Below are 14669 nucleotides of genomic sequence, written 5' to 3'. Positions count from 1 at the left end.
TGCGTTGTTTGAGGTCGGCGTTGTTGAGGAGGCCGAAAACCGAGCGCCTTCCCGCCATTGTGCGAATGCACACCATTCGCACCCATCTTTAATCTTTTATCAATTTTTAAACGCCACGCCGGGCCGGGAGACTTTGGCGGCGTGTACGGCCTGACCGGCCAGGGAATGCGGATGGAAACGACATCCCGTCGAATCGGATGGAGGGGGTGGCATGGGTACGCACGCGCGTGAAATGACGCGGACGCCGCTGCAGATGGCCGCGTTCGTCTTGGGAATCATCTTCCTCCTAATAGGGATCCTGGGCTTCATTCCCGGCATCACCACCGGCTACGGCGCCATGAGGTTCGCCGGGCACCACTCGGACGCGCACCTGCTGGGCCTGTTCCAGGTGTCGGTCCTGCACAACATCGTGCACCTGCTCTTCGGCGTCGCGGGGGTCACGCTCGCCCGCACGTGGAACGGCGCCCGCAACTTCCTCATCTGGGGCGGCGTCATCTACCTGGTGCTGTGGATCTACGGCCTGCTGGTGGGGCGCACCAGCACCGCCAACTTCATCCCGCTCAACACCGCCGACAACTGGCTGCACTTCCTGCTGGGCGTCGTCATGATCGCCCTCGGCATCGCGCTGTCCCGCCGCGCGTCCCGCCCGGGACGGGGCTCGTTCCCCATCTAGCGGAGCCGCGTACGTTCTGGACCAGGGGGAATGCCATGCTTCGCATCATCGGGGCCGGCCTCGGCCGGACGGGGACGATGACACTCAAGACGGCCCTGTGCCGGCTCGGGTTCGGTCCGTGCTACCACTTCACCGAGGTGTTCGCCCATCCCCGGCACCTTCACGACTGGGCCGCGGCGGCGAACGGCACGCCCGGGGCCTGGCGCCGCCCGCTTGAGGGGTACGTCGCGACCACCGACTGGCCAGGCGTGACGTTCTGGCGGGAGCTGGTCGAGGCCCATCCCGATGCCAAGGTGATCCTCACGACCCGGGACACCACCCGGTGGTACGACTCGGTGAGCAGCACGGTCTTCGCGGCCATGGCCGGGAGGTTCCCCGAGGCCGTGGAGAGGCACAAGACGTTCGAGGCCGCCGAGCAGCTGACCGAGTTCGGACGGGCGGGGGTCGTCGGGCGGACCTTCGAGGGGAACGTCGACGACCGCGACCACGTCATCGCCTGCTACGAGCGCCACAACGCGGAGGTCCGCCAGAAGGTCGCCCCCGGACGCCTGCTGGACTACAAGGTGAGCCAGGGCTGGGAACCGCTGTGCGGCTTCCTCGGCGTACCCGTCCCCGACGAGCCCTTTCCTCACCTCAACGAACAGGAGACCTTCGCCTCCACCCTGCTCGAACCCCCACGGTAGGGCCGTCCGCACGGGCCGGCTCTCGGCGTCCGGCGAGTGGCCTCATGATCGCTTCTCGGCGTACAGGAGGATCCCCTTTCCGAGCTTGACGTTGAGCGGAAGGGCGAGCGACGCCTTGTTCTGCGCCACGGGAAAGCCGCGCACGCTCCAGGTGACGCTCGCCGTGCAGTCGCCCGCGCCGAGGCTCATGAGCCGGCCATGGCGGACGCTCGCGTGCATCAGCGTGATGTCGAAGGCCAGGTCGATGCCGAAGTCGACCCGGGTGACCCGCCGGCCGTCCACGTACACGTCGACGTAGGGGGCGTGCCTGGAGGTGATCCTGTGTTCGGCCAGGCGGACCAGCTCGGTGCTCGACGGTTCTTCGACCGTCTTTCGGGCGGCGATCCGCAGATCGCGGTATCTCTGCCAGCCGCCCAGCAGGACCGCGCCCAGGTCCAGCCCTCTCAGCAACTCGCCGCCTGCCTCGGCGACCTTGCCGTTGAGCGCGTTCCGGAAGACGGAGTCGGCTCTGCGGGCTTCGTCTCCGACGGCTTCGAGCATGCGCCGCGCGTCGAGCGCCTGGGACAGGGCCGCCGCCGCGTTCTGGGGATCGGCGAAGAGCAGGAGATCGGCGGTACTCGGCTTGGTCTCGATGAGGACTGTCACGGTACGACCTCTCTCAGTTCCTGCCGGCCGGGGTCCGCGTACGGCTCAACCCATATGTCCGGTAAGGCGATGGACGCGGTGGACCGAGCCGGATGGATCTCCAGGTTCGGCGCGGGGTCCGGGTAGGCGACGCAGTGGATCGAGTTCCCGTGCTGCTGAGGGGCCTCGCGGCGCTGAGAGGCCTCGCGGCGCTGAGAGGCCTCGCGGCGCTGAGAGGACTCCCGGCGCCGAGAGGCCTTGCGCCTCTTAGGGCGGACGAGGAACACGAGGCCGAGCGACAGCGCCGCGAGCACCGCCATGCCAAGGACCGCCGGACCCAGCTCAGAACCGGCTCCCGCTTCGGCGGCCGAGCCGTCCGCGGTGCCGGTGTCGTCGCCTCCTCCTTCCGGTTCCGGCGCTCGCGTGAGCCATACCGTCACCCTGGTGCGCTTGGCGACCTCGGTGCCGGCCGCGGGATCCTGCCTGCTGATCTTCCCTTTTCGCGGCGAGTCAGGATCCAGGCGAATCAGCAGGCCCGCCTTGGTGAGCCGCTGTTCGGCCTTCGCCGCGTCGAGGCCCTTCAGCTTGGGCACCTTCACGAGAGATGGCAGGGGGTCGACGGGCGGCGACGGGGTGGTGACCCTGGGAGTAGGGCTGGACGGTGCGACCAGGTTGAAGCGGACGGGAGTGCCGTAGCGCACGAGGGCGCCGGGGGGTGGGTTCTGGTCCGTGACCGTCCAGTCGGCGCCCGCGTCCGCCGGCTGGGGATCCGCGCCTAAACCGGCGCCGGCGAGGGCCGTCTCGGCGTCGCCACGGGGAGAGCGCCTGAGATCCGGAGCCTGCGTTCCGAGCTCAAGCGTGATCGTGTACTGCTGGTACGGGTAGTCGGTGGAGCAATCAGTGATCCGGTAACCGACGACGTAGGGCGGCGGCTCAGACGGGTAGTCCTCGGGATCGACCTGGATCCTGATCTCGTTCTTGGGCAGGCCCGTGAGCATCAGCCTCGCCTGTTCGAGAGGCTGACCCGGTATGCCGTCGGGCGCCACGCACTGGTCGATCCCCTCGGGCACGGGGACCGAGGGCACCGGGCTCAGGACCAGCGCCGAGGACACGGCGAGCATCGAGAAGTGGCGGAACATCGTCGGCCCCTCAGACAGTCCGTCAGGCACCTCTGGTGAGTCGCACGGTAGGGAACCCGCGCGCTCCCGGCATGAGTAACCCCATACTCATCCAGCACGGGGGCGCGGTCTACGGGGAATTCCCCAGCCTTCCCAGGCTGATCACCGCGAGGACCGCCAACGGCCGGGAACCACGATCGTTCCCGGCCGAGGAGCCTCACCGGCTCAGCGGCTCACGGGGTCAGCGGCCGGCCGCGCCGGAGATGAGGGCGCGGGGGTCGGCCGCGCCGGCCAGCACCCCGTCGGGCCGTACGTCGATGAGGTGCGCGTACCCGAACGCCCCGCCGTACGGCAGGTCCCGGACCGTGTGGCCGCGCTCCTGGAGCCCCTCGCCCCACCCCGCGCCCTGCTCGACCTCCAGGGACGCCTCGTCGGGCTCGCTCCAGGCGTCGAAGCCGGTGAGGCCGGGGCCGACCCGCCACCGGGGCGCGCCGATCGCCTGGCCGGGCGACTCGCCCGAGGCCAGCAGGCGGGCGGCCACCTGGAGCAGGATCTGCGGCTGGGAGTCCCCTCCCATCGTCCCGAGCACTGCGCGCAGCGACCCGTCGGGGCGGGTCACCAGGGCGGGGGCGAGGGTGTGCGGCGGGCGGCGGCCCGGTCCGTACTCCGCCGGGTGGCCGGGGACGAGCGAGAAGCCGATGCCCCGGTTGTGCAGGTTGATCCCCGTGGCCGGTTCGAACAGCATGCTGCCGAACCCGGCGGCGTTCGACTGGATGAGGGACACGCCCATCCCCTCGGCGTCGACCGCGCACAGGTAGGTGGTGTCGCCGGACGCGGTCAGGTCGCGGAGCCGGGCCCTGCGTGACGGGTCGATCGTCGCCCGCCGCTCGCCGGCGGAGGCGAGCACGTCGCCGACCGTGGCCCCGTCGAACAGGACGTCGGGACGGTCGTGCCCCGCGGCCCTCGCGGCCTCGGCCAGCAGGTGGGCCCAGAGCGGGTCGGACGGATCGCGGGGCAGGTCGAGCCCGTCGGCGATCGTCAGCGCGAGCAGCAGCAGGTACCCCTGGGAGTTCGGCGGGATTGTCCACACGTCGTGGCCGAAGGCGCGGGCCCTGAGCGGCTCCACCCAGTCGGCGTTGACACGTTCCAGGTCGGCCTCGGCGTACTCACCCTCGCTCGAACCGCCCGCCGCGCCGTCGCGGCCGAGCGCGATCAGGCCCTTGCCGAACTCGCCGAGGTAGAAGCCGTCACGCCCGTCGGTGGCCAGCGCCTCCAGGGCGCGGGCGACGCCGGGCCGCCGGATGAGGTCGCCGGGGGCGAGCGCCGCGTCCACGCCGGGCAGCACCGCGGCGGCCGGGGCCAGCAGCGGGGAGGCGGGGAACCCCTCGTCGGCGTACCGGATGGCGGGCGCGAACAGCTCCGCGAGCGGCAGCCTCCCGTACCGGGCGTGCAGGGCCAGCCAGCCGTCGGCGCAGCCGGGCACCGGCACCGACCGGATGTCCCGCTGGAACGGCATGCGGTCGTGCCCCTCGGCGCGCAGCCGGTCCGGATCGGCCCCGGAACCCGAGCGCCCTGAGGCGTTCAGCGCCTGGGGCGATCCGCCGCCTTCGTGGACGAGCGCGAACAGGTCGCCCCCGAGGCCGCACGCGTGCGGAGCGGTGACCGCCAGCACGGCGTTGGCCGCGAGCGCCGCGTCGGCCGCCGAGCCGCCACGGTCGAGCATGTCCAGCCCCGCCGTGGAGGCCAGATGGTCGACCGTGCAAACCATGCCGAACCTGGCGAACCTCGTGTACTCCATGGCGAAACTGTACGACCCCCGCTCGTTCGACCATGTGGACACGTACCCGCATCCGGTGGGGTCTCCCGCAGGAGGAAGCGCTTCAGTGCCGGTGGGTGGCGTCAGCGTGGCTTGGGTCGGCGGGGTGCTCGTATCCGGGGCGCAACCGCACCTTCTCGGCGTACCGCCGCTCCAGCCGGCTCGCGAAGGCGCGCTCGACCGCGACCGAGGTCAGCTCGGACGCGATGATCTCGCGGACCTCTTCGTACGGCCGCGGGCCTCCCGGTTCGATGGCGTCCACCCGCACGGTCCACGGCCCGCCCGGACCCTCGACGGGCCCGACGACCTCGCCCTCCCGGGCGGAGAAGATGGCCGCCTCCAGGGGCCCGGCCAGCTCTCCGCGCCGCACGGGGCCGAGGGACGCTCCCCCCGCCTTGCTCACGTGGCGTGTCTCCGGACGGGTGAACCGGTCGAGGTTGCGGTCGTAGTACGCGCGCACCTCGTCCTCGGAGGCGCGCACCCCGGCCGTCACCACGGCGCGCAGCGCCCGTGCCAGCGGCATCGACACCGTCACGGCCGCGACGACTCCCCCCGTCCGGAGCGCGGCCGGCAGCGCCAGCGGACCGGAACGCGCCCGGTCACCCACCACGACGTCCGGCCGTGCCCTGCCATCCACCGCGACGTCCGGCCGTGCCCTGCCATCCACCGGGTCGTTCGGCCCTGACCGATCGTCCGCCGGGGTGAGGCCGAGCGCGGCGGCCTCCTGCTCGACGAGCGCCTCGGTGACCAGGACCTGGACCAGCCAGCGGCGGAGGTTCCTGCCCTCGGCGCCGCGCGGGTGCGGCAGCCGCGCGGCGAGCGGCCCCGCGCGCAGCTCCGCCTCCCGCGCGTCGACGTCGGAGACCAGCACGACCCGCTCCCCCACCTCCGCCGCGACCGTGGCGGTCACGCTCATCCGAGGACCTCCCCCGCGACCGTGGCGACCCGGCTCATCGGAGCACCTCGGCCGCGAACCGTGGCGACCACCCGGATCATCCGAGGACCTCGATCTCGATGGCCTCGGTGTAGTGCAGCCGGCCCGCGCCGGCCAGTTTGACCACCGCCCACCAGCGGCCCGGCCGGGTGCCGGGAGGCGCCTGCACCTCGAAACGGAGCCGGGCCTCCCCCCGGGCGGGTACGACGACTCCGGTATTCCATTCGGGGATCAGCTCGAAGGTGTGCCAGGGGCTGATCAGCTGTGCCCGCACCGAGACATCCGTACGCGCCGGGGACCTCAGCAGCAGCTCCACCGCCCCGGACGCGGCCTCGGAGCCGCCCAGCGTCAGACGCACCTCGGGCGTCTCCACCGTGACGTCGAGGCCCGCGTCATGGCCGCCGCCCACGTGCAGCCGGGTCACGTCCTCGTAGGCCTGCCCCCCGTGGGAGATGCCGGCGCGCAGCCAGTACTCGCCGGGCTCGGCGCCGTCCGCGGGGACGACCCGCACGGGGAACACCGCGTGCCCGCCGGGCGCCAGCACGTACGGCCGCTCGACCGGCTCGCAGGTCCACCCCTCGGGAGCCTGGATGGTGACGACGCCGGACACCTCGCCCTCGGTGAGCCCGGAGGCGACGGACACGACCAGCTCGACGGATCCCTCGACCGCGACGTGCGTCCGGGACAGGTGGACCGCCACCGGCAGGTTGCCCGAGGGGGCGGGCCCGGCGTTGTCCAGCCAGTAGCGCGTGTAGACGGGCTGGTACGGCTCGCCCTCCGGTCCCAGCGCCACCCCCGGGCCCTCCGCCGCGCGAGAGCCCCGCCTGTCCAGCGTCGCGGCGACGGTGGCGATCTCCATGCCGGTCAGTTCGAGCCCGTCGTCCGGCACCGGGGACAGGGGCCGTTCGAGCAGGTCGGTGCGGTGGGCGCCGGTGAGCGGCAGATCGGTGCGGATCCTGGCGGTGACCCGCTCGCCCGTCGCCTCGTACAGCCGCAGGGTGACGCCGCCGACCTCTCCCGCCTCCCTGCCCGAGGCGAGCGGGTTGCCCGTGGCCTTCAGCGCGGCGAGCACGACCTTGCCCGCGGGCTCCACGGCGAGGAACGAGGTCGTGGCCGCCAGCTCCCCCTCGTGCGCGGGCGCGGCCACGGCGGCGAGCGGGTGGTTGACGTCGTGCCCGTGCTCGACCAGCCGGGCCGCACGCCAGTCGCCGGCCCCGGTGACCAGGGAGTACTCGAAGGAGTGGGTCCAGTGCTGGAGCTGGAAGTTCGACCCGTCGGGCGCGGTGCGGCGGGGCGCGTCGATCCACACGCCGGACGGCCAGCCGGTGCACGAGCGCAGCAGCGACAGATGCAGGGCGCCGCCCGCGTCGACGGCGAACCCGGGGATGCCCCGGTTGACCACGCCGATCGTGTAGTCGTCCAGCGCGGGCTCGGTGAGCGCGGCGAGCCCGGACGGCTGGGTCACCTCGATCACCGCGTCGTCGAGGTCGGCGACCAACTCCTCGGCGGCCCCCTCTCCGGCGACGATCAGCACGGGAAGCGCGCGGGGCCCGGTGAGGTCGGCGCTCGGCACCCACACCTTCGGAAGCGGTTCCGACGCGGGGACCCACACCCGGGCCCGGCCGCCCGACGCCAGGCGCTCGCGCAGCAGCTCGCCGTACCCCGGCTCGGCCGCCGCGAGGACCTCCGCCACGAACGGGTTCTCCTCCGGGGTGCCGAGCGCGACCCGCACGTCCGGCAGGTTGGAGTCCACGCCGAGGTCGCCGTACCGGGGGCCCGGGGCGGTGGAGCAGGTCGCGGTCACGCCCTTGCGCACCAGCGCGACGGCCAGGTCGCGCGGTTCGCCGCCGATGATCTCGGCGATGCCGACGGCCCGGTCGCCGATCGGCGTGCCGTCCTCGGCGCGCAGGGCGACCCTGGCGGTGGACGACAGGGCGAACCAGTTGCCCGCCGGGTTGTCGAGCGTCCAGGGGTGTTCCCCCGAGTCGACGTCGATGAGGCCGAAGCCCCGTCCGACGACGGCGTCGCCGACCTCGCTGACCGGCATCGCGCCCGGGACGCGGGCGGGCCAGCGCAGCCGGACGAGCTGGTCCGCGCCGTCGAACTCGTCGACATGGGTGACGCAGTCGACGCGGTCGAGGCCGTGCCACAGGGTGATCCGCTGGGTGTAGGCGACGGGCCCGACCCGGCCGGTGACCGTGACGCGCTCGGCCAGCGCGCACGTCTCGGTGACGACCGACAGGGCGGGGCTCCCGGCCGAGCCGGTGGCGGTCCCCTTCGGCACCAGGTGCCAGGGGCCCTCGTGGAACTCTGGGTGCTCGTGGTACTCGTCGTAGACCACCAGCTCGTTGCCGACCCTGCCGGGCCGCAGCAGCTCGCGGTCGCGGGCGACGTCGTAGAACCGGGACACGCAGCCGCCGCGCGCCGGGTCGACCTCGACCACGTGGGTCGCCGTGGAGATGCCGTGCCCCTCACGCGTGGTCCAGCCGAGCGGTGCCGCCTCGGCCACCGGCTCGGCCCGCAGCGTCCGGCAGCCGAGCGCCGGCACGGCGGGCGCCCGCACCACGACGTCGACGGCCGACAGGCCGCCGTCCTCGTCGTACTCGGGGTTCTCCAGCAGCACGGGAAGCTCGCCCGTGGCGGGATCGGTCACCCGCACGCCGTACGTGCCGGGCCGGGGCAGCGCGAGCCGTACCCGGACCAGGTCGGTGCGCTCCCACGACGAGGGGTTCCACACCACCACGGCCGTACCCTCGCCCCGGGTGTCGACGTGGGCGGTCAGCTCGCCGAGCGCCGCGTCGAGCACCCCCTCACCGAGGTCGTGGGCCTCGCGCCAGCCGGTGAGCAGGTCGAGGTACACCTGGTCGGACTCCGAGCCGGTGATCGCGTCGTGGTGCGCGCCGAACACGAGCTGCCGCCAGGCCTTGTCGAGCGCCGCGTGCGGGTAGCGGGCGCCGGTGGTCACGGCGGCGAGCGTGGCGAACTTCTCGGCGTCGCCGACCAGCGACTCCGCGGCTCGCTGGGCCTGCTTGGTGTCGGTGTAGGAGACGTCCTTGCCGGTGTAGACGGGGTTCATGTCGCGGGTCTGCGGGGACGGCGCCGGAAGCGAGGAGCGCACGGCCGCGAAGAACTCCTTCGGCAGCGCGCAGACGAACCTCGGCGAGACGTAGCGTGCGTTCCAGTCGCGGTGGATCTCGGTGACCCACTTGTTGGGCGGCGTGTAGTCGGTGCCCACGGGCAGCAGCAGGTTGCGCGTGGCCGCGACCTTCTTGAGCTGGACGAACAGCTCGTACACGGCCTCCTCGGCGGCGGCGAGGTCCGCCGAGGAGTCCATCCACCATCCGGCGCTGTAGTGCGCGGGCATGTAGTGGGTGAGCACGCCCTTGCCGGACGGCGACAGCCACTCGAACTCGGCGGGGAACTGCATGGCCGACGGGTCGCCCCAGCCGTCGCGTTCGAGGTCGCGCCCGGTGAGCATCGGCCCCCACTGGTGGTGGGGCCCCCGCGCCCAGGAGCTTGAGGTCAGCCCGGCCTCGGCGATCAGCCCAGGGAACTGCGGGTCGTGGCCGAAGACGTCGAGCTGCCAGGCGGTGGCCGGGTCACCGCCCATGACGTCGCGCTGGAAGCCGACCCCGTAGACGATGTTGCGGATCGTCGACTCGGCAGAGGTGAGGTTGGTGTTGGGCTCGTTGTACGTGCCGCCCATCAGCTCGACCCTGTCCTCGGCGAGCAGCCGCCGCAGCAGGTCGCGGTCCTCGGGATGGGCGTCCCAGTAGGGCTTGAGGTAGTCGACCTCGGCGAGCACGAACTTGTAGTCGGGGTCGCGGCGCGCCGTCGCCAGGTGCTCGCGCATCAGGTCGAACCCGGCGTTCTGCCGCTCGCCCCGGTACCGCTGCGCGACCCCGCCCGCGTCGTCCCACGTGGTGGTGTAGGCGGCCTGGGTGTTCCACCACACCGGGTCGTAGTGGAAGTGGGGCACCATCCACACCGTCCAGCCGGGCTCGGACACCACCAGTTCCGCCGTGGCCACGGCGTCCCCGCACGTCACCTCGATGGGGACGCGCGTCCCGGGCGGGGCGCCGGTCGAGACGCCCACCTCGGCCGGGCGCCGGGCCGTACGGCTCACGCCGCCGGCGCCGGGGCCGGTGACACGGACCTCGATCTCGCCCGGGGGCCCGTCGACGTGTACCCGGACGACCTGCCCGGCCTCGACGAAGAGCTCTGTGGATTCGACGCTGGTGATACGCAAGGGTCAACCCTTCACTGATCCGGCGAAGCTGAACGAACCGGCGAGGTACTTGTTCACGGCGACGTAGAGCATCACGGCCGGGGCCGTGTAGATGATCGAGAAGGCGGCCAGCTCGCCGTAGGCGACCTGGCCGTACTGCGTGAAGAAGGTGTAGATGGTGACCGCCGCCGGTTGTTTCTCCGGCGTGTCGAGCAGGACGAACGGGACGAAGAAGTTCCCCCACTGGCCGACGAAGACGAAGATCGAGACGACGGCGACGCCGGGGGCCATCAGCGGCACGACGACGCGCGTCAGCGACCGCACCCACCCGGCCCCGTCGACCCAGGCCGCCTCCTCCAGGCTCACCGGCACGCCGTCCATGAAGTTCTTCATCATCCAGATGGCGAACGGCAGCGCGCTCGCCGCGAGGAACAGCACCATCGCCGGGATCGACCCGTACAGGTTGAACCGGAAGAACATCGAGTAGACCGGCACCATGATGGCCGTGACGGGAAGACCCGTGGTGAACAGCAGCGTCAGCATGAAGTGCCGCCCGAAGCGCAGCTTGTAGCGGGAGAGCGGGTAGGCGGCGAGCGCGGCGAGGACCACGGTGAGGACGGCGGTGGCCCCGGAGATGACGATCGAGTTGACGATCGGCTGGTAGACGGTCTCCCAGTCGAGCACCGCGGCGAAGTTCTCCAGGGAGAACCGGAAGGCCGGCTTGGCGGTGAGGTTGGCCTGGTGTTGCAGCGAGGCCAGCACCACCCACAGGAACGGGCCGGCGAAGGCCAGGGTGATCACCACGAGCGAGATCAGCGCCGCGCCGCGTGCGCCCGCGCGGGTCATCGGCGGACCCCCTGGGCGGGGGCGCTCACGCGGGCCATCAGGCGTCCACCTTGATCAGTCGCAGGTAGACCAGGGAGAACGCCGCGCCGATGACGAGCATCACCAGCGCCATGGCGCTGCCGTACCCGATCTCGAAGTAGCGGAACGCCTGCTCGTACATGTAGAGCGGCGTGGTCTGGCTGGCCGTGCCAGGGCCGCCGCCCGTGAGGGCGTAGATCAGGCCGAAGCTCGCCAGGGTCTGCAGCGTGATGAGCATGAGGTTCGACATGATCGAGCGGCGGATCAGCGGCAGCGTGATGTGCGCGAACCGCCGCCAGGTGGTCGCCCCGTCCACCGAGGCCGCCTCTAGCAGGTCGCCCGGCACGTCCGACAGCGCGGCCGAGTAGACCAGCATCGAGAACGCGGTGCCCCGCCAGATGTTGGCCAGGATGATCGCGATCATCGGGGCGGTGAACAGCCAGTCCTGGGACAGGCCGATCGCGCCCAGCAGCTCGTTGAGCGTGCCCTCCTCCGAGAGGAACGAGAACCAGCACGCCGCCGCGACGACCTCGGGCACCACCCAGGCCGCGATCACGACGCCGTTCACCACGCTTCTCACCAGCCGTCCCCGCCCGCGCTGGAGCAGCGCGATCAGCAGGCCGAGGGTGTTCTGCCCGATGACCGCCGACCCGATCACGAAGACGAACGTGAGGAGGAACGAGTGGCGGAAGTCCTCGTCGCCCAGCAGCTTGACGAAGTTGTCCACGCCGACGAACCGCGAGTTCACCGACGCCGCGCCGGTGAGCGTCTCGTTGGTGAAGGCGATGTAGACGCTCCACAGGATCGGCCCCGCCAGGAAGATCACGAGCAGGACCAGCGCCGGCGCGAGCGGCAGGATCCAGCGCAGGGCCCCGCGCGCCCGCCGGCGCGGCTCCCCCGGCGCGGAGGAGCCCGCCGCCCGCGGCGGCGTCGCCGTCGTGACGGTCATGAGCCGGAGGTCACCTTGCCGGGGCCGCCCACGACGCCGGGCAGCGCGTCGGCGTACTCCTTGGCGGCGGCCTCGGGGGCCTTGGAGCCGGTCGTCATGGCCTCCATGGCCTTCTGCACCTCGGCGGAGACCTTGGGATAGACCTCGTAGGCCGGGCGGTAGTGCGTCACCGAGGCGAGGTCGGTCCAGAACTTCACGGCGGGGTTGCCGGCGGTGTAGGCGGGGTCGGCGGCCACGTCCTTGCGGGGCGTGAGGTCACCGGAGCTGACCGAGTACGTCAGCGTGTTGCGCTTGTTGGTCACGACGCTGATGAAGTCGAACGCCTCCTTCTTGTCCTTGGCGTAGGAGCTCATCGCCATGACCCAGCCGCCCGACATGCTGACCGCGCCGGGGGCCTCGCCGTTCTGGGTCGGCATGGGGGTCCACCCGATCTTCTCGGCCCACTGCGGCCACGGCTTGGTGCCGGTGGGCTTCCACGCCGAGGAGAGCCAGGCGCCGTCGAGGTCGATGCCCAGCTTGCCGGCGGGGAACCAGTCGTACTGCACCTTCTCGCCCAGCTTGACGTTGAACGCGTCGGCCTGCTTCGGGCCGAGGTTCTCGCGGTAGATCGTGTTGATGAAGCCGAGCGAGTCGGTGATGCCCTTGCTGGAGGCCACCCACTTCTTCTGGGTGTCGTCGTACAGCGTGCCTCCCGGCGTGCCGTATAGGAGCATCTCGAAGCCCTGCATGGTGGCGGCCTCGCCGTGCGGCTTGGTGGAGTACATGCTGAACGGGATGGCGCCGGGGACCCTCTGCTTGATCGCGCGGGCCGCGGTCAGCACGTCCGCCCAGGTCTTGGGCTCCCAGGGCACCTGGACGCCGGCCTTGGCCAAGACGTCCTTGCTGTACCACAGGCCTCGCGTGTCGGTGCTGATCGGGACGCCGTAGATCTTGCCGTCGGGGCCCTTGGCGGCCTGCTTGACCGAGTCGTCGTACTGCGTCGCCCAGTCGGGCCACGAGCTCAGGTAGTCGTCGAGCGGGGCGAGCTTCCCGGCGGCCACGTCGGCGTTGACCTGGAAGGTGTCGTGGAGGTACACCTCCGGAGCCGAGTCGGCCGAGCGGTTCAGCAGCGCGAGCTTGGTGTAGTAGACCTCGTTGCCGCCCTGGACCGGCGTGAGCTTGATCGTCACGCCCTTGTGCGCGGACTCGTACTCGGTCTTGGCCTGCTGGAGCACCTTGGTCATGTAGGGCCAGCCGGGCTCGGTCTTGTAGAGGACCTCGATCTCCTTGGCCCCGCCGGCGCCTTCCGGCGTCGTGTCCCCACCGCACGCGACCGCCGTGGCGGCCGTCGCGACCGCCAGTATCGAGGCCGCCATCGCTCGTCGCATCGGACTCCTTCTCCGGCCCTGCGGCGCCCACGAGCACAACCCCGGGGCCCCGACCCCCGCGCTGGAGTGGTCCGCCGGCCGTGTTTCGGCCGTGTTTCCATGGGTGACGAGAACGTAAGTCTTTTTGATTTACTAAGTCAACGGGTTGTGCGATATTGCCTGAGGACCTCAAGGACGCCAGGAGCTAGGCATGCAGATGGGCACAAACCTGCCGAAAGTAGGCAGTTACAACCGTGCCGTCGTCCTTGACGCGATCCAGGTCTCCGACGGCATCAGCCGCGTCCAGATCGCCGAGCGTGCCGGCCTCACCGCCCAGACCGTCTCGGTCATCGTGCGCAGGCTGCTGGAGGAGGGCCTGGTCATCGAGGACGGGTCGCTCCCCTCCAGCGGCGGCAAACCGCGCACGATCCTGCGGGTCGACCCCGCCGCCGGGCACGCCGTCGGCATCCACTTCGACCCCGGGCAGATCTCGTACGTCCTCGCCGACCTCGCGGGGCAGCCGGTCGCCAGGCTCCGCACCGACGTACGGCCCGGCCTCGCGCCCGGCGAGGTGATCCGCCAGATGGCGGTCACGGCCCGGCGCATGCTGGGCGAGGCGGGAGTGCCCGACGGCAAGGTGCTCGGCGTCGGCCTGGCCTGTCCCGGCCCGCTCGACGCCGACGGCGCCATGCGCTTCCCGCCGCGCCTGACCGGGTGGGACCACGTGCCGATCAAGCGCCTGCTGGAGGAGCACACCGGCTTCCCTGTGACCTTCGACAACGACGCGGCGGCCGCGGCCATCGGCGAGCGCTGGGCCGGCCTCGCGCGCTCCACGCCGAGCTTCGCCTACCTGTATCTCGGCACCGGCATCGGCGGCGGGCTGTTCCTCGACAATCGGATCTACCGGGGCCGGTCCCTGAACGCCGGGGAGTTCGGCCACATCGCCGTCGTGCCGGACGGGCCCGAGTGCTACTGCGGCAACCGCGGCTGCGTCGAGGCGGTCTGCTGCCCGAGCGCCATCGAAGCGACCGTACGAGCCCGCCTGGCCGGCGGCGCCCGGAGCGCACTCGGCGGAAGCCCCGGCCACGCGGCGATCTGCGCGGCGGCCGCGGCCGGGGATCCGCTCGCCCGCGAGGTCATCGGGGAGGTCGCCGCCCGGCTCGCCGACGCCGCCGTGAGCATCGTCAACGTGCTCGACATCGACCTGCTGGTGATCGGCGGGCCCGCCATGCACGAGGTCGCCGGCTTCTACCGGCAGGTCATCGCGGACGCCGTGGCCACCCGGCCCCTGGCCCGCCGCCTGCACACCGCGCGGGTCGAGGTCTCCCCCATCGCCGCCGACGCCGCCGCGATCGGCGCGGCCTCGCTGGTCTTCCACGCCACCTACGCCCCTCGCCTCGACGCCCTCCTGACATCCTGATCCCCCGGCACCGC

General features: G+C 71.8%; 11 protein-coding genes. 3 read left to right on the top strand and 8 right to left on the bottom strand.

Annotation, left to right across the window (positions count from 1 at the left end; translation table 11 throughout):
• Window positions 1-211: 211 nt before the first annotated feature.
• Complete coding sequence (locus AB0B89_RS16820) at window positions 212-673, top strand: DUF4383 domain-containing protein (RefSeq protein WP_358553218.1); 462 nt, start codon at window positions 212-214, stop codon at window positions 671-673.
• A gap of 35 nt (window positions 674-708) precedes the next feature.
• Entirely contained in the window at window positions 709-1356 is a 648-nt protein-coding gene (locus tag AB0B89_RS16815; RefSeq protein WP_358553216.1) for a sulfotransferase family protein, read from the top strand.
• Between the two features lie 42 nt (window positions 1357-1398).
• Here the strand turns inward: AB0B89_RS16815 and AB0B89_RS16810 are convergent, their stop codons facing one another.
• From AB0B89_RS16810 to AB0B89_RS16775, 8 genes are all read right to left on the bottom strand, one after another.
• Window positions 1399-2001 (bottom strand): hypothetical protein, encoded by a 603-nt coding sequence (locus AB0B89_RS16810; protein WP_358553214.1) that lies wholly within the window; start codon window positions 1999-2001, stop codon window positions 1399-1401.
• A complete protein-coding gene (locus tag AB0B89_RS16805) occupies window positions 1998-3119 on the bottom strand; it encodes a PASTA domain-containing protein (RefSeq protein ID WP_358553212.1) in 1122 nt (373 codons plus the stop codon). The genes AB0B89_RS16810 and AB0B89_RS16805 overlap by 4 nt, the downstream gene beginning before the upstream one ends.
• A gap of 220 nt (window positions 3120-3339) precedes the next feature.
• On the bottom strand, window positions 3340-4896 hold the full coding sequence (locus AB0B89_RS16800; RefSeq protein WP_358553210.1) for a gamma-glutamyltransferase: 1557 nt from the start codon (window positions 4894-4896) through the stop codon (window positions 3340-3342).
• An 82-nt stretch (window positions 4897-4978) separates the two neighbouring features.
• Entirely contained in the window at window positions 4979-5830 is an 852-nt protein-coding gene (locus tag AB0B89_RS16795) for a peptidylprolyl isomerase (protein WP_358553208.1), read from the bottom strand.
• A 76-nt stretch (window positions 5831-5906) separates the two neighbouring features.
• Entirely contained in the window at window positions 5907-10097 is a 4191-nt protein-coding gene (locus AB0B89_RS16790; RefSeq protein WP_358553206.1) for a glycoside hydrolase family 38 C-terminal domain-containing protein, read from the bottom strand.
• Window positions 10098-10100: 3 nt separating this feature from the next.
• The gene (locus tag AB0B89_RS16785; protein ID WP_358553204.1) at window positions 10101-10922 is read right to left on the bottom strand and encodes a carbohydrate ABC transporter permease; all 822 of its coding nucleotides are present in this window, start codon (window positions 10920-10922) and stop codon (window positions 10101-10103) included.
• Window positions 10923-10959: 37 nt separating this feature from the next.
• Complete coding sequence (locus tag AB0B89_RS16780) at window positions 10960-11889, bottom strand: sugar ABC transporter permease (RefSeq protein WP_358553202.1); 930 nt, start codon at window positions 11887-11889, stop codon at window positions 10960-10962.
• Window positions 11886-13256, bottom strand: a complete 1371-nt coding sequence (locus AB0B89_RS16775; RefSeq protein ID WP_358553200.1) for an extracellular solute-binding protein — start codon at window positions 13254-13256, stop codon at window positions 11886-11888. Before AB0B89_RS16775 ends, AB0B89_RS16780 begins: the two co-directional genes overlap by 4 nt.
• 190 nt (window positions 13257-13446) lie before the next feature.
• On the opposite strand from AB0B89_RS16775, the gene AB0B89_RS16770 reads away from it, so the two are divergent.
• Complete coding sequence (locus AB0B89_RS16770) at window positions 13447-14655, top strand: ROK family transcriptional regulator (protein WP_358553198.1); 1209 nt, start codon at window positions 13447-13449, stop codon at window positions 14653-14655.
• Window positions 14656-14669 lie beyond the last annotated feature (14 nt).

The organism is Sphaerisporangium sp. NPDC049002, assembly GCF_040649355.1.
Classification (GTDB): Bacteria; Actinomycetota; Actinomycetes; order Streptosporangiales; family Streptosporangiaceae; genus Sphaerisporangium.
This window is presented reverse-complemented; position numbering and strand designations above follow the sequence as displayed.